14 protein-coding genes are annotated in these 19,502 nt (G+C 41.8%); 2 read left to right on the top strand and 12 right to left on the bottom strand.

Translation table 11 applies throughout. From position 1 onward, the window contains the following. Window positions 1–387: 387 nt before the first annotated feature. A complete protein-coding gene (locus ACOFKR_RS02205) occupies window positions 388–3,540 on the bottom strand; it encodes a GH92 family glycosyl hydrolase (RefSeq protein WP_419802400.1) in 3,153 nt (1,050 codons plus the stop codon). Window positions 3,541–3,988: 448 nt separating this feature from the next. On the opposite strand from ACOFKR_RS02205, the gene ACOFKR_RS02200 reads away from it, so the two are divergent. Next, window positions 3,989–6,289 (top strand): glycoside hydrolase family 3 N-terminal domain-containing protein, encoded by a 2,301-nt coding sequence (locus ACOFKR_RS02200; protein WP_419802399.1) that lies wholly within the window; start codon window positions 3,989–3,991, stop codon window positions 6,287–6,289. Window positions 6,290–6,453: 164 nt separating this feature from the next. On the opposite strand, the gene ACOFKR_RS02195 is transcribed toward ACOFKR_RS02200, so the two are convergent. From ACOFKR_RS02195 to rimP, 11 genes are all read right to left on the bottom strand, one after another. After that, window positions 6,454–8,208: an ABC transporter ATP-binding protein gene (locus ACOFKR_RS02195; protein WP_419802398.1), complete on the bottom strand. Its 1,755-nt coding sequence runs from the start codon at window positions 8,206–8,208 to the stop codon at window positions 6,454–6,456. A 70-nt stretch (window positions 8,209–8,278) separates the two neighbouring features. Beyond that, window positions 8,279–8,842: a ribosome recycling factor gene (frr, locus tag ACOFKR_RS02190; RefSeq protein ID WP_419802397.1), complete on the bottom strand. Its 564-nt coding sequence runs from the start codon at window positions 8,840–8,842 to the stop codon at window positions 8,279–8,281. Between the two features lie 79 nt (window positions 8,843–8,921). Further along, on the bottom strand, window positions 8,922–9,626 hold the full coding sequence (gene pyrH, locus ACOFKR_RS02185; protein ID WP_419802396.1) for a UMP kinase: 705 nt from the start codon (window positions 9,624–9,626) through the stop codon (window positions 8,922–8,924). 32 nt (window positions 9,627–9,658) lie between these two features. Then, complete coding sequence (gene nagA / locus ACOFKR_RS02180) at window positions 9,659–10,786, bottom strand: N-acetylglucosamine-6-phosphate deacetylase (protein WP_419802395.1); 1,128 nt, start codon at window positions 10,784–10,786, stop codon at window positions 9,659–9,661. A gap of 65 nt (window positions 10,787–10,851) precedes the next feature. After that, entirely contained in the window at window positions 10,852–11,703 is an 852-nt protein-coding gene (gene tsf, locus ACOFKR_RS02175; protein ID WP_419802394.1) for a translation elongation factor Ts, read from the bottom strand. A gap of 156 nt (window positions 11,704–11,859) precedes the next feature. Next, on the bottom strand, window positions 11,860–12,723 hold the full coding sequence (gene rpsB / locus ACOFKR_RS02170) for a 30S ribosomal protein S2 (RefSeq protein WP_419802393.1): 864 nt from the start codon (window positions 12,721–12,723) through the stop codon (window positions 11,860–11,862). A 21-nt stretch (window positions 12,724–12,744) separates the two neighbouring features. Then, window positions 12,745–13,131 carry a 30S ribosomal protein S9 gene (gene rpsI, locus ACOFKR_RS02165; RefSeq protein ID WP_419802392.1) on the bottom strand — a complete coding sequence of 129 codons (387 nt, stop codon included), beginning with the start codon at window positions 13,129–13,131 and terminating at the stop codon, window positions 12,745–12,747. 19 nt (window positions 13,132–13,150) lie between these two features. Then, on the bottom strand, window positions 13,151–13,594 hold the full coding sequence (rplM, locus tag ACOFKR_RS02160) for a 50S ribosomal protein L13 (protein WP_174288123.1): 444 nt from the start codon (window positions 13,592–13,594) through the stop codon (window positions 13,151–13,153). A gap of 454 nt (window positions 13,595–14,048) precedes the next feature. Next, complete coding sequence (gene infB, locus ACOFKR_RS02155) at window positions 14,049–17,126, bottom strand: translation initiation factor IF-2 (RefSeq protein WP_419802391.1); 3,078 nt, start codon at window positions 17,124–17,126, stop codon at window positions 14,049–14,051. A 50-nt stretch (window positions 17,127–17,176) separates the two neighbouring features. Continuing rightward, entirely contained in the window at window positions 17,177–18,412 is a 1,236-nt protein-coding gene (gene nusA / locus ACOFKR_RS02150; RefSeq protein ID WP_419802390.1) for a transcription termination factor NusA, read from the bottom strand. A 78-nt stretch (window positions 18,413–18,490) separates the two neighbouring features. After that, window positions 18,491–18,955, bottom strand: coding sequence for a ribosome assembly cofactor RimP (rimP, locus tag ACOFKR_RS02145; protein WP_419802389.1), 465 nt, complete (start codon window positions 18,953–18,955; stop codon window positions 18,491–18,493). 204 nt (window positions 18,956–19,159) lie between these two features. Between rimP and ACOFKR_RS02140 the strand changes: the two genes are divergently transcribed. Further along, window positions 19,160–19,501: a phage holin family protein gene (locus ACOFKR_RS02140; RefSeq protein WP_419802388.1), complete on the top strand. Its 342-nt coding sequence runs from the start codon at window positions 19,160–19,162 to the stop codon at window positions 19,499–19,501. The last annotated feature ends 1 nt before the right edge of the window (window position 19,502 follow it).

The following is a 19,502-nucleotide window of genomic DNA, read 5'->3' as shown; positions in this document are numbered from 1 at the left end:
AATTTTATGCCTATAAAAGAAGCATGGGAATTTCCGTTTTTTATAGGGTAAAAGAAGCATACAAAATAAATCGGATAAAATTTAAACAGGCTCTAAATTTGGGTTGAAGCATTTTTGACATATTGTTAATTTTAAAAAAACAAGATGCTTCTTTTATCACCTAAAAAACAATGACTTTGAGCATTTTTTTGTGATCTTTTAAAATTTAGCCTGTTTTAATTTTGTCCGGATTATTCATAATGCTTCTTTTATCACCTAAAAATTGCTGAATTATAAATTTGCTTTTTGCTGGCAGATGATACAAGCCACCAATTTTATAGTGGTAAAAGAAGCATCCGGATTTTTTCGGGACACAAATTTAAACGGGTTTAAAAACCCGTTTAAATTTTATTTTTCAACTGGGGGAAGTGTGGCTGTACCCCAATTTTTGTTTGGTTGTGCCCCCATCTCCAAAACCAAATCACCGCCTTTAAGGAGTTCTTCGGCAGGAAACCAAAAAGATTTCAATTCTTTTCCGTTCAAAATGGCGTGCTGGATATATTTATTACTTCTGGACACATTCCCGGCTTTGATTGTAAAGCTTTTCCCGCGGCCGTATAAATGATCTAAATGAACAATAACTTTAGAAAATAACGGGCTTCCGATTTCATAAATCGGATGTACATTAGCTCCGCCATCTGTTTGGAAAAGGCCTAAGGCACTCATGATAAACCAGGCACTCATTTGCCCCTGGTCCTCATCACCGAGGTAAGCATTGGCAACGCCGTAACCATAATAGCGGTCAATAATTGCACGGCTCCATTTTTGGGTAAGCCAGGGTTTTTTTATCCAGTTGAACAAATAAGGCAAATGCATCGTTTGCTCGTTCCCCTGCATAACCGGATAATCCCAGTAATTGTCTTCAGGAGCGTTAAACCTCCATTTATAGCTTGCGGCAAAGCCCCATTCAAGCCGGTCTGCAAATCTTTCTGCCCCTACTGCCTCAACCAGCCCCGGTATGTTTTGTGGGACGTAATACGTTAACTGCCAGGCATTTCCCTCTACATAATGTTTATTTGCACCAGATTTAAACGGATCAAAGTTTGGAAACCAACTGCCATCGGATTTTTTCAACCGTGCATAACCTGATTCTTTATCTATAACATTTTTCCAATAGTTTGAGCGATCGCTAAATTCCTGATAAGGCTGGTTCTTCCCAAGTGATTTTGCAAACTGCGAAACCGTCCAATCATCATAAGCATATTCCAGTGTATTAGAAAAACGGCCCAAATCATACGGCACATATTTGTATTTTAAATAAGCGTTGAGGTCTTCATTTCCGGCAAAACCTGCTTTTCCAACTTTTTGCGCCGGTGTAGTTTGCATTTTATAAACGGCTTCGAAAGCTTTTTGGGCATCAAAATCCCTTATCCCCATCTGATACGCGCTTACAATCAGTGGTATTTCATGCTCTGCTACCATTACAGGGACATAATTCATCCCGGCAGGGCCTTTTGCCAGCCAGCCATCAGCATTGTACATGGCCAATTGGGACTTTACCCATTTGGAAGACCATTCCGGTGTTGCCAGGTTCCAAAACTGGTTCAGGTTCCAAAAGGTATTCCAAAAGGCATCGCAACCCATTGCCAGCTCGTCCGGGTTTTTTAACTGCCGGATTTGTTTTGAAGCATCTACCCAGTGCCCGTCAACATCACTCCAGGTATTACGGCTGGCCAACGCCCTGAACATATTGCTGTAAAAACGGGTTTTTTCCCTACGGTCATTGGTGCTTATTTCCAGCCGGCCTAATAAATTGTTCCAGTTTTCTTTTTGGGAATTGTAAACCTTGTCAAAATCCCAATTAAAAGGTTTTGTAATTTCCTGGGATAAATTATTTGCCGCACCTGCTAAACTGACAAGCGATATGCCGGTCCTGATCTGTACCGTCTGATTTTCTTTGTTGTCAAACTCAACATAAGCACCTGCTTTTTCCGGGTTTAGGACGTTAATTGCATCACTTTCAGATACTTTATTGTTAGTCCAGGTGCCAAATTTTTTCATCGGGCGGTCAAATTCTATTACAAAATAAATAGTGTACTCCTGGTTAACCCCTCCTGCCCATACATCACGCGTGTATTGTTTGCTATATCCTTCAATACGATGATCGTTTACTTTTTTTAACGTTGCCGCTTCTATGTTATAATCATATTCGGCAGGGATTTTTAAATCGATCATCACCCTGGCATCTCCGGATTTAGTATAGGTGTAACGCTGAAAGCTGCAACGATTAGTTGCGGTAAGTTCTGCTTTAATGTGGAAGTTTTTCAGCATCACTTTATAACAGCCTAATGGTGCTTCTTCGCTTTGTTTATCAATTTGCGAACGATAACCACCACCCGGCTGGCGCTGATCTCCAATATTTGTGGTTAAATTTCCGCTGGTGGGCATAATGCCCAAGCCCGCCATTGTCCACTCGTGTATATGGCTAAATGTACCGATACTTTCAAATGTGGGGTCATACCCTCCCATCCATCCCGAATTTTGATTGTCGGGACTTAATTTAACCATGCTAAAAGGCATCCAGGGCCCGGGCGCAATCATCCAGCGGGAATGTGCCGAACCGAGTTTGGTATCTACATAATCAGCAAAAGTGTTTATTTTACAAGCCCGGCGGTCAACCGTGCCTTTTTCCAGGGATTGGCCATCACTAAAAATTTCATACTGGCTTTTTTTTGCTTTTGATACGGCAGGCATCGGTACTTCAAATTCATGCTGCCCCGAATCAGGCATTTCCCTGAAAATCAATTTGCCATCTAATTTAACGGTAAGCCTGGGTTTCCCGTAAAGATGCTGAACGTTTACCAGTAACGGCTGAAACAGTCCGGACTCCGTTTTTATTTCGTAATTGGCTGGTTTTACCTGTCTGACAAACAGTTTTCCGGGTTTGATCAGCGAAATAATGTTAGGGCTTTCCAGTTTTACCTGATCAAACACCAACCAGGAGCCATCCAAAGAAGTAATATTGACCTCATTACCGCCTTTGCGTAAAAGTCCGTTTTTGACAGGGATAGAAATTTTGTATTTATTGGATCGGGAGAAATCGCCCTCAATGCTCTTGTCATCTGCCCTTTTTGGGAGTTGAAACTCAAACGACTGCCCGTTTAGCACTACTTTTAATAAAGGCGGCAGGCTGCCGTGATAGCCCAACATGGAAATGATCAGGCTACAGCTTGTATTGGCCGGCAATGCTTTTATGCCGAACAAAATATTTAACACCTGCGAACGGATACCGGAGTTTTGACCCGTTCCTGCCCAGTTATCTTTAGGCCCGGGCAATATATAAGGCCAGTCGGTTTTAGGGTTGGAATAACCGATTAAAAAGTAACGGTCTTCCCAGCCAAAGTCTTTTTTTAAAAAGTCTGTATAGTTTTTAGGCGATAAAGCCATATCTGCGTTGCTGTTGTCGCTTTTCCCGATTTCCCAAACCACTTTCTGCTGGCCAAAAGACACGCTGCACAGCATCCAAAAAGCCGCTATCAGAAAACTTGTTGTTACTTTCATTTTTTTTGATTAAGATTATAATGTTATTACCGGAACCGCATTGATTATTTGCAGAACATAACTTTAATTTTTTATGATGCTTCTTTTATCGCCTAAAAAACAGTGAAGTATATTTTACTTTTCATAACAATAAAGCTATAAACACTAAATTTTAGGTGCTAAAAGAAGCATCAGGATTTTATAATAAACACAATTTAAACAGGCCCGCAATAGTACAAAACTACTACATTTACCTGCATAAGTTCATTATTTTAAAAATCAGCTAATGCAATTTAAACCAAAACCCTGTTTAAACTTCATTATGGTTTTTCCATAATACTTCTATTATCCCATAAAATTTATGTTTGTTTTTTTGTGGTGGTAAAAACAACTGGTTTAATGATTTTTAACAGGTAAAAGAAGCATTGTGAATTCAATAACATTTAAAACAGGATTAAATAATACGCTCATGTTTCGATATATTCTCTTCAGTGCTTTATTGCTCACAAGTGCTGCAAATGCCCAGTTATATAAAAACAAAAATGCACCTGTTGAAAAACGTGTGGCCGATCTTTTAAAGCGGATGACACTCGAAGAAAAAATCGGGCAGATGAGCATGTCTTCATTAAAAGAATCTACGGCCAGCAACATAGCTTACGGGGTTTTGGAAAGCCCTTTTATAAGTGCCAAAGAAGTTGCGGCCCAATCAATAACCGCAAAGCAACACGCCAAAAATAAAACAAGGCTGGGCATTCCGCCAATACAGATTGGGGAATGCCTGCATGGCCAGCTGGCGGCCGGGGCAACCGTGTTTCCGCAGGCGATAGCGCAAGGCAGTACCTGGAACCCCGAACTGATCAAACAAATGGGTTCGGTAATCGCTTATGAGGCATCTTCATCGGGTGTGGATCAGGCACTTTCACCTCTTTTTGATATTATCCGGGATGCCCGTTATGGCCGTGTGGAAGAGTGTTTTGCAGAAGACCCTTACTTAGTGGGCCGGATGGGTGCTGCATTTGTAACAGGTATGCAGGGAGTGCCGGCATCAAGCAAAAAGTTTATTGCAGCAAACAAATTAATGTGCACAGCCAAACATTTTGCAGCTTACAGCAAGCCTATGGCTGGCATAAACCTTGCGCCTGCAGAAATCGGTGAAAGGGAATTACGGTCTATGTTTCTGCCTCCGTTTAAAGTAGCGGTACAAAACGCAAATATTTATGCGGTAATGCCGTCTTACAACGAAATAGATGGTGTACCGGCACATAGCAACCAATTTTTACTTCAGCAGGTTTTACGGGAAGAATGGGGTTTTAAAGGATATGTTTTTTCTGATTACGGTGGCTTAAGCCAGCTTTACAACTTTCATAAAGTGGCCAAAACCCCTGCCGATGCAGCTCTGATGGGCATTACTGCCGGTGTTGATCTGGAAGCTTCCCGTCCGGACGTATATACGCATCTGGCAGAACTGGTCAAAAGCGGAAAAATTAAAGAATCACAAATTGACCATGCAGTTACAAGGATACTTACTGCAAAATTTAAAGCAGGTTTGTTTGAAAAACCGCTGGCAGATACGCTGAACTTTAGCAAACGGTTGCACACGGCAGACCATATTAACCTGTCTCAGAAGATTGCCGAGGAGTCTGTCATCCTGCTGAAAAATGACCATAATACTTTGCCATTAAATATCAGTAATTTAAAATCACTTGCTGTGATCGGGCCAAATGCCGATAAGGTTCAATACGGGGATTATAGTTTTACGCGCGACAACCGTTCTGGCACTACGGTTTTAGAAGGTATCAAACAACTCGTTGATAATCGGATAAAAATTAATTACGCACAGGGCTGCGAGCTTACAGGGTACGATAAAAGCGGGTTTGATCAGGCTGTAAAAGCTGCCAGGGAAAGCGATGCAGTTGTTGTAGTGCTGGGTACAACCAGTGTGGTTTTTTCCGGGATTGGGTGGAATGGCCATGCCCCGGAAAGTGAACCTAAAGACCCATTTACCTGCGGAGAAGGATACGATGTTACCGATATTGACCCGCAGGGCGTACAACGCGAGCTGCTGCAAGCTGTTTATAAAACCGGGAAGCCTGTAATTTTGGTTTTAGTGCACGGCCGCCCCTGGAGCATTGGCTGGGAAAAAGAACACGTCCCGGCCATACTCGAAGCCTGGTATCCGGGCGAAAGAGGTGGTAACGCAATTGCAAACATCCTATTCGGCAAAGTAAACCCTTCCGGCAGGTTAAACATGTCCGTACCGCAATCGGCAGGCCACATTCCGGTGTTTTACAACTATGTAAATTCGGCAAAAGGGATTAATAGACGGCATGGTACGTTAGACAAACCGGGCTTGGATTATGTATTTTCATCAACAGACCCTTTGTTCCCATTCGGTTTTGGTTTAAGTTATACAACCTTTAAATATGATAATTTAAAGGTTTCAAAAACGCAATTCAATAAAAACGATCAGGTAACGATCTCTGTTGACGTAAAAAACACAGGCAGCATTGCAGGTAAAGAAGTAGTGCAGTTATATTTGGGAAACAAGGTGAACTCTGTGAGCACGCCTGTTATGGCTTTAAGCCGGTTTAGCAAGATTTCACTTGATCCGGGAGAAGTGAAAACCGTTACTTTCAATATTGGTGCAGCAGACATTGCCATCTGGAACCGAAACATGAAGTTGGTTACAGAGCCGGGAACGTTTGATGTAATGATTGCCAGATCAGCAGAGGATGTTTTGTTAAAAAAACAAATTGAGTTCAGGCTTTAAAAACTTGAACTCAATTTTCCATGCTTCTTTTATCACCTAAAAATTGATGGTTTTTTTACGTAGATTTTTCTATTGCCAACAATTAAAAGAAGCAAAATTTAGGTGGTAAAAGAAGCATTCTAAATGATCACCGCTTAAATTTAACCCAGCTTTTTAATTTAAAATCACACTTCCGCTTCTGTACGTTCGCCAATTTGCTGGCGCCACATGGCGTAATATAAACCTTTTAAATCCAGCAATTCTGCATGTTTCCCGGATTCAATGATGCGGCCTTTTTCCAGCACATAAATCCGGTCGGCATGTAAAATAGTGGATAATCGGTGCGCAATCAAAATCGTGATGTGGTTTTCCTGCTCAGAAACATCGCGGATCGTTTTAGAAATCTCTTCTTCCGTAATCGAATCCAGCGAAGAAGTAGCTTCATCAAAAACCAACAGATCCGGTTTCCGAAGCAAAGCCCTCGCAATCGATAAACGCTGCTTTTCCCCGCCCGAAACCTTTACGCCGCCTTCGCCGATAACCGTGTCCAAACCATTTTCTGCACGTGCCAACAAGTTGTAGCAAGCTGCACGTTTCATGGCCGATAAACATTCTTCATCGGTTGCTTTGGGCTGCACAAAAAGCAGGTTTTCGCGGATTGTCCCGGAAAATAGTTGCGTATCCTGCGTTACAAAACCAATTTTTTCGCGCAGCTGGTCCAAATCAATTTCTTTACTGCTGATGTTGTTATAAAGCACTTTTCCGCTTAAAGGCTGATACAAACCGACCAGCATTTTCACCAAAGTTGTTTTCCCGGAACCCGAAGGGCCAACAAAAGCGATGGTTTCCCCTTTTTCCACACTAAAATCAATATCGCTGATGGCATTGCGTTTTCCGGTAAGGTGTTTAAAACTTACTTCATCAAAAGTCAAGGTATTAATTTTTGGCAGATGGACAGGATTGGCTGGTTTTACATCGATATCTGTACTTAAAATCTGCTTAAAATTACCCAGCGAAACCTCGGCTTCCCGCCAGGAAAGGATTACATTTCCTAATTCCTGCAGCGGATTGAAAAGGAAAAACGAATAAAACAGAAATGATAAATATTGCCCTGGTGAAATCGTTTTTTCAAAAATCAAAATCAGTAAAACCACTACCATTGTACTGCGGACAAAGTTTACAGTTGTGCCTTGTGCAAAACTCATGCTTCGCACATATTTCACTTTTTTTAATTCTAATTCCAGGATTTGATACGTTGTTTTATTCAATCGTTTAATTTCCTGTCCGGCCAAACCTAAACTTTTAATCAATTCGATATTGCGCAGCGATTCTGTTGTGGAGCCGGCAAGTGCGGTTGTTTGCTTAACGATTTTTGTTTGGATTGTTTTTATTTTCCGGCTCAAAAACATACTTACAAAAGTGATGACCGGGATGGCGGCAAAATAAACCAATGTAACTTTGTAGCTAACGGTTAACGAATAAAAAATGATGGCCATCATCCCGATCAGGCTTACAAATAAAACACTGATAAAAGAAGTAATAAACTTTTCGGTATCGAGCCTTACTTTCTGCAAAACACCCAAAGTTTCTCCGCTCCGCTGATCTTCAAATACCTGATACGGCAATTTTAAAGAATGTTCTAAGCCATCAGCATACATTTTGGCACCCACTTTTTGAGTAATGATATTGGTGTAATAATCCTGGAAATTTTTGGCAATACGCGAAACCATTGCTGCCCCAATAGCCAAACCGATTAAAGCAAGCACGCCATAAATGAAATCATGCCGCGACAGGACATTGATTTTATCGATGTATTTATCAAAAACACGACCCGTAATGTATGGATCAAGCAATGAAAATCCCTGATTAACAGCAGCAAGCAACAATGCTATTAACACATAGCCACGATGGGTTTTTAAATAATTGAGTAGTAAATTCATGTAATTTTAAAATAAAAAGAGGGAATTGCCATTCGGATATTCCCTCTCTAAAGTAGTTTAAAAATAGTTTTTAAACCGTCATAATATCTTTTTCCTTTACGCTGGCCAGTTGGTCAACTTTTATAATATAACTGTCTGTCAGTTTTTGCACGTCGCCTTCGCCAACTTTAATATCATCTTCAGATACACCTTCCGTTTTAAACTTTTTGATTTTTTCGTTGGCATCTTTGCGGATGTTGCGGATGGTAATTTTGCCGTTTTCCGCCTCGGCATGTGCTTTTTTTACAAGGTCTTTTCTGCGTTCTTCGGTTAATGGCGGTACGTTGATGCGGATGATCTGCCCGTCGTTTTGCGGGTTCAGGCTGAGGTTTGATTCGATGATCGCTTTCTCAATCGGTCCAAGCAATGATTTTTCCCAGGGCTGGATCACCAAAGTGCGCGCGTCCGGCGAGTTGATGCTGCCAACTTGCGCCAATGGCGTTGCGGTTCCGTAGTAATCTACAAAAAGGCCGTCCAGCATGGCCGGGGAAGCTTTTCCGGCACGTACTTTTAACAATTCACTATCTAAATGCTCAATGGCGCGTTCCATCTGCGCTTTCGTATCTTTTAACTGTGTTTTAATGAGTTCGCTCATTGTTGATTATAATTTCGACAAAAGTAAAAATACTGATCTAAAATTGTTGGGGAATGATGCTGTTTTTATCGGCCTAAAATTAGTGTACCAGCGTGCCGATGGCTTCACCTTCGGCAATCCTTTTAAAATTCCCTGTTTTGTTCATGTCGAAAACGATGATCGGCAGTTTGTTTTCCTGGCACAACGTAATGGCCGTCATGTCCATCACGTTCAAGCCTTTATCGTAAACTTCCTGAAACGTGATCTGGTCATATTTTACTGCGGAAGGGTTTTTCTCAGGATCGGCAGAATAAATGCCATCCACGCGGGTGCCTTTCAAAACCACATCCGCTTTGATTTCAATCGCACGCAAAGAAGCGGCCGTATCTGTGGTGAAATAAGGGTTTCCTGTACCGGCACCAAAAATCACCACGCGGCCGGTTTGCAAATGCGTCATCGCCCGGCGGCGGATGTAAGGCTCGCAAATCTGCTCCATTTTGATGGCCGATTGCAAACGGGTTTCTACGCCGATCCCTTCCAGCGCACTTTGCAAAGCCATGCAATTAATCACGGTAGCCAACATGCCCATATAATCGGCCTGGGCGCGCTCCATTCCTGATTTTTCTGCACTCAATCCGCGGAAAATATTTCCTCCCCCAACCACAACCGCTATTTCCATGCCGGCCTCAAACACACTTTTAATATCCTCTGCATATTGTAAAACCCGTTTGTTGTCAATACCGTATTGTCGGTCGCCCATCAGGGATTCACCGCTCAATTTCAGGAGGATTCTCTTATATTTCATGTTTTGCTAAAGTGTTTATTGTAAATTTTATTTTAAGGTTGAGGTTTGACGGGCAAAAATTGTCCTTTAAAAACAGTATGCAGGTGTTCAAAATCTGCATTAAATATGATAAAATCTGCCCGGCTGCCTTTTTGGATTTGTCCTTTTGTTTCGTCTTTTAACATTTGTGCCGGATAAAGCGAAGCCATGTTAACCGCTTCTGCCAAAGCAATATCAGCAAACTGAACGCAGTTTTTCACACCTTTTAGCATTGTTAAGGCTGAACCTGATAAAGTTCCGTCAGGCATTACGTAATGGTTTTTGTTGAGTTGATGCTGATAAACGCCTTCGCTGCTTTCTGTTACCGCATCGGTGATGAGGAAAAGCTTGTTGCCCAATTCGCGTTTTGCCAGGCGGACCATCGGATAATCTACATGAATCCCGTCCGGAACAATACTTGTAAACGGTTTTTGCTCAAATATAGCCGGGATAAAACCCGGATCGCGATGGTGCATTTGCGGCATGGCGTTGTATAAATGCGTTACCGCTTTTACGGGCGATTTTAAAAAACGATTTGCCTCGGTAAAAGAAGCATTGCTGTGCCCGGCAGATAAAATAATGTTTTGCTGATCCAGAAAATACAGCACTTCATCGCTTTGCAGTTCCGGCGCAATGGTCATTATTTTGATTTCACCTTCGGCCAGATCAAACCAATGTTTCAGTTCCTGCAAACCGGCTTTCCGGATCAGGTTTTCCGGATGTGCGCCTTTTCGTTTTGGGTTGAGGAACGGGCCTTCCAAATGCAGACCCAGAAAATTGCCGATGCTGTTTTTACGGTATGTTTTTGCAGATTCAATTCCCTGCAAAACAATTTCGGTTGTGTTGGTGGCAATCGTGGCAAAAAAACCGGTTGTGCCTTGTTGCAGCAAACATGTTTCCATTTCCTGCAAAGCTGCAACGGTTGGTTTTCCTCCGAACAAAGCATTTCCGCAGCCGTAAATCTGCAGATCGATCAGGCCTGGGGCAAGGTAAGCACCATTTAGATTGATGCTGTTTTTATCGGGTAAAAATTGGTGTTGATCAATGATATCGGTTACAAAACCATTTTCAACCAAAACCACTTTTTCTTTAAAAATCGTTCCGTTGGTAATCAGTTGTAAGTTGTAAAACGCTGAAGTCATTTTTTTACCGATAAAAAAAGCACAAAAAAAATCCCCGCTGGTTAGGCGGGGATTGAGATGATTGTTTATGAGCCTAAAGCAACTCTTTTAAATGCGGTCACCGTTAATCCTTTTTGCACGGTATTTAAAAACTGGGTAACCGTTTTGGATGAATCTTTCACAAATTCCTGATTTAATAGAGTAGAATCTTTATAAAATTTGTTCAGTTTTCCCTGGGAAATTTTTTCCACCATTTCTTCCGGTTTTCCTTCGGCACGGATTTGCTCTTTCGCAATGTCCAGCTCGCGTTGGATGGTGGTTGCATCCACGTCACCTTTGTCAATCGCAACCGGGTTCATCGCCGCAATTTGCATGGCCACGTCTTTTCCGGCTTCGTCAACACCTTCGGCAACTTCATTTAAAGCAACCAAAACACCCAAACGGAAATTACCGTGGATATAAGGCACTACGCGTGTTCCTTCTAAAACCTCGTATTTAGAAATCGTGATTTTCTCACCGATTTTTCCGGTTTGATCTAAAATCGCATCGGCAATAGTTAAACGATCATTGTCCACATCTAAACCTAAAGCCGTTAAATCTGCAATAGTGGCCGGTTTTTCATCAACTGCACGGTTGGCAATATCATTTGCAAAAGCGATAAAAGCAGCATTTTTAGCTACGAAATCTGTTTCGCAGTTCAGTTCGATCAAAACACCACGCGTCCCGTCATTAGATGTACGGGCGATAACTACGCCTTCATTTAATTCACGATCTGAACGGCTTGCGGCAACTTTGGCACCTTTTTTACGCAAAAAATCAATTGCAGCTTCAAAATCACCATTGGTTTCCGTCAATGCTTTTTTACAATCCATCATTCCGGCTCCGGTTTGCTGGCGCAGTTTGTTTACGTCTGCCGCAGAAATTTGTACTGTTGACATATTTTTTTGATTTGAAAAGTTGTACACCCTAAACTTAAAACAGTTCGGTTACAACAGTTAATATTTTATTTCGGGTTGAAGATTATCAGTTTTTCAACCTGAACCCGCAACCCGAAAATTTTAATTTGTTATTTTTCCTTTCTGTTGAAAAGGAAATTAAGCCGCTCCATGTCCTTCTGTCGCAGTGCTGTCTATCACGTTTGTAGGTGCTTCCGTTTCAGCGGCAGCCCTTCTGCGGCGTGTACCTTCAGCAACGGCAACATCCTGCTGTGGTGCATCAGCTTTTGCTTTCGCAGCAGCAGCTTCTTTTTCAGCTTCGACTTCTTTATCATGTTTACGCTCATCCAAACCTTCTTCAATCGCTTTGGTGATGATACCGCAGATCAAAGAGATGGATTTGGTGGCATCATCATTTGCCGGGATTGGGAAATCAATGTTTGTTGGATCAGAGTTGGTATCCACCATTGCAAACGTTGGGATGTTCAGTTTTAATGCCTCAGAAACAGCAATGTGCTCTTTCTTCACATCAACCAAAAATAAAGCGGCCGGCAAACGGTTTAAATCAGCGATACCGCCCAAAAGTGATTCTAATTTAACACGCTCACGCTGGATCATCAATCTTTCTTTTTTAGAAAGAATGCTGTACGTACCGTCTTTCGTCATCTTATCGATGTTAGACATCTTTTTGATCGACTTACGAACCGTTTGAAAATTGGTCAACATACCACCCAGCCAACGCTCGGTTACGAAAGGCATGTTTACAGATTTTGCAAAATCGGCAACCAAATCTTTCCCCTGCTTTTTAGTAGCAACAAATAATACTTTACGGCCTGATTTTACAATTTGTTTGATGGCCGCCGCAGCGTCATCAACTTTGCTTAATGTTTTGTTTAAATCGATAATATGGATGCCATTACGCTCCATGAAAATGTACTGCGCCATTTTCGGGTCCCATTTACGGGTAAGGTGGCCAAAGTGTACACCTGCATCCAGTAAATCCTGATATGTTGTTCTTGCCATTGTTTGTGTCCTCCTTTAAAATTAACGTTTACTGAACTGGAATTTACGACGTGCTTTTTTGCGGCCTGGTTTTTTACGTTCAACCATACGGTCATCACGTGTCATCAAACCTTTTGCGCTTAAAGCAGATTTTTTCTCGCCATCTAATTCAACAATAGCTTTGGCAATTGCCAAACGAACGGCTCCCGCCTGTCCGTTCACACCGCCGCCTGCAACGTTAACTTTCACGTCAAATTTCCCGGTAGAGCCGGAAACTTCTAATGATTGGGTAACCACATATTGCAATGGTAAGGTTGGAAAATACTCTTTATAATCTTTGCCATTAACGATAATGGCACCGTTGCCTTCCTGCAGATAAATGCGGGCAACTGCAGTTTTTCTCCTGCCGGATGTGTTGGTAACTGACATTCTTTTTCTCCTTTAAAAATTAAAGTGTAATGGTTTTAGGGGTTTGTGCTTCGTGCGGATGCTCGGCACCTGCGTAAACGTGCAGATTGCCAAATAAGGCTTTGCCCAAACGTGTTTTGGGCAACATGCCACGCACCGCTTTTTCTACCACGCGGGTTGGATGTTTTGCCATTAACTCCTTAGGGGAAATGAATTTCTGACCGCCCGGATAACCCGTGTAAGAAACATATTCTTTTTCACTGAATTTGTTTCCGGTCAGTTTTACCTTGTCTGCATTGATAACGATCACATTATCGCCGCAATCTACGTTTGGGGTGAAACCAGGCTTGTGTTTTCCTCTGATGACCATTGCGATCTTAGAAGACAAGCGCCCCAAAATCTCTCCTTGTGCATCAATAACAACCCATTCTTTATTGACGGTTTTCTTATTGGCAGAGACAGTTTTGTAACTTAACGTATTCACTTGCTTTGTATTAAATTAATTAAACAGTTTGTTTTTCCCGTAATTTTCGGGACTGCAAAGATACTGGAAATTGTTTTATTACAAAGTGTTAGCGGTAAAATTTTAGGTGATAAAAGAAGTATGGGAATTTGAATGAACAAATAAAATATTGTTGTTATACCAGCTGCTTGTTTGCACTTTTTGATCCGTATCCTTTTATCAGATCCTGTTTGAATTTATGTCGAAAAAAACCACCATGCTTCTTTTATGCCCGTAAATCTTGTTTTCCAATTTTAAGCCGATAAAAAAAGCATGGAAATTTTCGTTTTTTATAGGATAAAAGAAGCATTAAAAATATATTGGATAAAATTTAAACAGGTTCACAATATTTAACCCTGTAAAAGAAGCACAAAAAAAGCCTTACTAACTTGAAATAGCAAGGCTTTGTTATGACTTATAGTAAATTGGCTTAGTTTTAAGCCAGCTTCCGCTTTACTTCAACATTTTCGTAGGCTTCTACAATATCACCCACTTCGATGTTGTTGAAATTGTTGATGTTCAACCCGCACTCGTAACCGGTTGCTACTTCTTTTACATCATCTTTATAACGTTTTAACGAAGCTAATTCGCCTGTGTAAATCACTACGCCATCACGCACAATCCTGATTTTGCTGTTACGGTTGATTTTACCGTCGATCACCATACAACCTGCAATGGTACCAACTTTGCTGATCTTAAAGGTTTCACGGATTTCTACATTGGCCACAATTTTCTCTTCAAAAGTTGGTGCCAACATGCCTTCCATTGCTGCCTTAATCTCGTTGATGGCATCGTAAATAATAGAATATAAACGAATATCGATCTGCTCCTGCTCGGCCAGTTTACGTGCACTTCCGGAAGGACGAACCTGGAAACCAATGATGATTGCATCTGAAGCAGAAGCCAGCAATACATCAGATTCTGAAATCTGGCCAACCGCTTTGCCAATGATATTAACCTGTATCTGATCGGTAGAAAGTTTTAATAATGAATCAGAAAGTGCTTCGATAGAACCATCCACATCACCTTTAACAATAATGTTCAGTTCTTTAAAGTTCCCAATTGCTAAACGACGACCAATTTCATCAAGCGTGATATGTTTCTGGGTACGTAAGCCTTGTTCGCGTTGTAACTGCAGGCGTTTGTTTGCAATTTCCCTTGCTTCAACCTCGCTTTCCATCGAGTTGAATTTATCACCTGCAGTAGGTGCACCCTGCATACCTAAAACCTGTACCGGCGTTGATGGTCCGGCTTCTTCTACCCGTTGTCCGCGTTCATTTGTTAATGCTTTAACACGCCCACTGTAACAACCGGCCAAAATCGGATCACCTACCCTTAGTTTTCCAGCCTGAACCAAAACGGTGGTTACAATACCGCGGCCTTTATCCAAAGCAGCTTCGATTACGGTACCAACAGCGCGTTTGTCCGGGTTGGCGGTCAGCTCTAACAATTCTGCTTCCAGCAAAATCTTTTCCAACAGCAAATCAATATTTAAACCTGTTTTTGCAGAAATTTCCTGTGCCTGATATTTTCCGCCCCAGTCTTCCACCAAAATGTTCATGGCAGCCAATTGTTCGCGTATTTTATTGGCATTGGCACCAGGACGGTCAATTTTATTAAAAGCAAAAATAATAGGTGCACCGGCGGCCTGTGCATGGTTAATTGCTTCCCGCGTTTGCGGCATAATGCTGTCATCCGCGGCAATCACAATGATAACAATATCCGTTACCTGGGCACCACGGGCACGCATTGCTGTAAAAGCCTCGTGGCCTGGTGTATCTAAAAACGTAATTTTTTTATTATTTTCTAAAGTAACCTCGTAAGCACCAATGTGTTGCGTAATACCACCTGCTTCTCCGGCAATTACATTTGTTTTGCGGATAAAATCCAGTAAGGACGTTTTACCATGATCCACGTGACCCATAATAGTAACAATCGGTGCGCGTGACACCAACGTATCAGCGGCATCCGGTTCTTCTAAATTACCTTCTTCATCCTGTAGTTTTACAAACTCAACTTCGTAACCAAATTCATCGGCCACAATTGTTAAAGTTTCTGCATCTAAACGCTGGTTGATCGATACAAATAACCCCAAACTCATACAAGTTGAAATAATTTGGGTAACAGAAACATCCATCATCGATGCCAGTTCGTTTGCCGTAACAAATTCGGTGACTTTTAATACTTTGGATTGCATTTGCTGCTCCATGGCCGCATCTTCTGCAGATGAAGCGTAATCATCACGTTTTTGACGGCGCATTTTAGCCCGTTGCGCAAATTTACCGGATTTACCGGCACCGCTTAACCTGGCTAACGTTGCTTTAATCTGATCCTGTATTTCCTTTTCTGTTGGCTCTTCTTTAGGGCCTGTAGAAACCGGACGGTTGTTCCCGTGATTATTGCGGTTATCAGGGCGGCCAGAGTTGGTATTTCTATTAAAAGGAGGCCGACTGCCGGGTGCACCATTTGCCGGGCGCGGATGATTATTTTGACCAGGGCTGAAACCGTTATTGTTTCCGCCTTGAGGTGTTTGATTTTGATTTTGATTATGATATGGCGGCTGGCCCGGTGCGTTGTCTTTGCGCTTGCGTTTGCGTTTTTGATCTGCTGCGTTACTGTTTGCATTAGAAGATGCAACAGGCTGATCTTTACGTTTTGGCGGTGTTACCGGCAAAGTAATCCTGCCGACTACGTTAGGGCCGCTTAACCGGTCTGCACGCGCGCGTATTACTTCTGTGTCCGGCTGTGTTTCTTCAACTGAAACTGGGTTTACAGGGATAGCAACCGGTGCAGTCTGTACCTCTTTCGATTCAGGAGTTGATACTTGTGCTGCAACTGCTGCAGGTGCCTCAGCTGGTTTCGATGCTTCTTTTATCGCATCTTTTTTGGCATCTTCTGGTTTTGCGGCCGGAGCAGAAGTTGATGTTGTTATGATTTCCGGTTGTTTTTGCTGAACAGGTTCCGGTTTTTCAACAGGTTTTGGCACTTCTGCCTTAACCGGTTCCGGTTTTCTATCAACCGGTTTTGGTGTTTCGGTCGGCTTCGGCACTTCAACTTTGGGTGCTTCTTTTACCACCTCTTTTTGCTGATGGCCGCGGCCGTTCAAATCAGCTAAATTTATTTTGCCTACAACTTTTACGCCCGGCAAATGAGCATCATCTTTTGTGCCTTGTGCAGCTGCAGGACGCGCAGTATCAGTATGGTTGCCTAAATTTTTAACCAGCACTTCCTGGTTATCAGTCTCGCGGCCAGCAAAGGCAACAGGCTTTTCCGCCACTTGTACAGCTTCGTCTTTCCTTATTTTTCCGATGCTGATTTGCTTTGCCTCTTCCTTTATGTTTTTATCACCCTGAAATTCTTTCAAAAGAGCATCGTACATATCACCGCTCAATTGTGTTGTAGGTTTATTTTCAATTTTAAAACCCTTCCCACCCAGGAAACCAACAATAGTACCGGTGCCAATGTTCAGCTCTTTTGCTGCTTTAAATAATTTTATCGATTTGTCTTCTGACATTTATATTGCTTTCTGCACTTTTACACAAAAGTACATTTTTTTAATTGGTTTTATTCAAATTCCGACTGTAAAACCGACAATACTTCTTTTATCGTCTCTTCTTCCAAATCGGTACGTTTTACCAGATCGTCCACGCTGAGGTTTAAAATCGATTTGGCGGTGTCCAAACCGATGCGTTTAAATTCATCCAGTATCCAGCCGTCAATTTCATCAGAAAATTCTTCAATGTCCACATCCTCTTCGTGCTCATCCACTTCACGGTAAACATCTACTTCGTAACCTGTCAATTTACCTGCCAGTTTTATATTGTGGCCGCCCCTGCCGATCGCTAAAGATACCTGATCCGGCTTTAGATAAACGGCTGCTGTCTTCTTTTCATCATCTAATTTTATCGAGGTGATTTTAGCAGGGGACAAAGCGCGCTGTACATAAAGTGATGTGTTGTTGGTGTAATTGATTACATCGATATTTTCGTTCTTCAATTCCCGCACAATCCCATGAATCCTGGAACCCTTCATGCCTACGCAAGCACCAACCGGATCAATCCGGTCATCATAAGATTCTACCGCAACTTTTGCCCTTTCGCCCGGTTCGCGCACGATTTTTTTAATTACAATAAGACCATCAAAAATTTCGGGAACTTCCATTTCAAACAAACGCTGTAAAAATTCTGGCGCAGTCCTGGAAATGATGATCTTCGGATTGGTGTTCATCATGTCCACTTTCAGGATCACGGCACGCACAGAATCTCCTTTTTTAAAGTAATCTGCCGGGATTTGTTCTGATTTCGGAAGCAGCAGTTCATTCCCTTCGTCATCCAGGATCAAGGCTTCTTTTTTCCAAACCTGATAAACTTCACCAGTCACAATTTCTCCAACGCGGTCTTTGTATTTTTTATAGATTTCGTCTTTTTCCAGTTCCAAAATTTTGGAAACCAGTGTTTGTCGCGCCGCTAAAATTGCCCTGCGGCCAAAACTTTCCAGCGTAATCAGTTCAATCTGCTCATCGCCAACTTCCAAATCCGGATCGTACGTTTTGGCCTCTGCAAGCTCCACTTCCAGATCATCATCTTCAGAAAACCCGTCTTCCATAACCATCCGCGTACGCCAGATTTCCAGATCGCCATTGTCCGTGTTCACGATAATGTCGCAATTTTCATCGGTGCCGTATTTTTTTCTGATCATGCTCCGCAGCACATCTTCCATCACACTCATCATCGTTGGGCGGTCGATGTTTTTGAAATCTTTAAATTCCTGAAAAGAATCAATTAAATTTATATTGCTCATTTTTTCACCAAATTTTATATTAATGTATCTTGCTGCCACATACTGTTTTTATCCCTATAAAAACAGTATGCAACGGTTTTATTTAAATGATATTAAAACGATTGCTTCCTGTAACAGGTTTTGCGGCAGTTGCACTGCTTCAAAAGTAGCTTTTTTGCCTTTTACGGCTATTTTTTCTTCTATTGTGATATTTTCTTCGTCTGCAGCTATTAATTTGCCTTCTTTTTTACTGCCGTCATTTAGTGTTACGAGCAGGTTGCGGCCAATGTTTTTTTGATACTGCCGCACTGATTTTAACGGAAAATCAATGCCGGGGGAAGAAACCTCCAGATTATATGCCTGTTCAATCACATTATTTTCTTCCAGATGAAAACCTACATGCCTGCTGATGGCCGCACAATCCTGTATCCCGATCCCCTGATCTCCATCTACCAGCACAATCAGGTTGCCGTTCGGGTGCATTTTCACATCAACCAAAAACAAGTCTGGCCGGTCGCTTATTTTCTCTTCTACCAAGTTTTTCACCTGCTGCTCAACACTCATATTTCAAAATTAACGGTTAAAAGAAAAGAGGGGACAATGTCCCCTCTTTTCTTTAATAACACAAATATAGATAAAATATTTAACTGTCAAGCTTTTAAAACTAATTTTGCAGGAACTGGTTTTGCACGATACTGTTTTTATCACCTAAAAATTAGTGGTGTTTTTTTTAGCCGGATTGATAAATTTGCAGCCGAAACATTTATTATGAGATTTATACTTGAAATTTTACTGACCGGGCTGGCTGTTTTTTTGGCCGCACAAATTATTCCTGGCGTGCACGTAAACGGTTATTTTACAGCCGTGCTGACAGGCGTTTTACTGGCCGTGGTTAATGCAACCATTGGTTTTATACTGCGGATATTGACCTTTCCGATCAATATCCTGACTTTGGGCCTGATCAGTTTTGTAATCACTATTTGCATGGTTCTGTTGGTTTCTCACATGCTTACCGGATTTAGTGTTGACGGATTTTTTACCGCCGCTATTTTTGCCATTGTGCTGGCTGTGTTGAAAATGATTTTCGGTGCTTTGGAACCTAGGGCTTAAA

The sequence above is a fragment of the Mucilaginibacter sp. genome, assembly GCF_965201005.1.
In the GTDB taxonomy this organism is placed as follows: Bacteria; Bacteroidota; Bacteroidia; order Sphingobacteriales; family Sphingobacteriaceae; genus Mucilaginibacter_A.
This window is presented reverse-complemented; position numbering and strand designations above follow the sequence as displayed.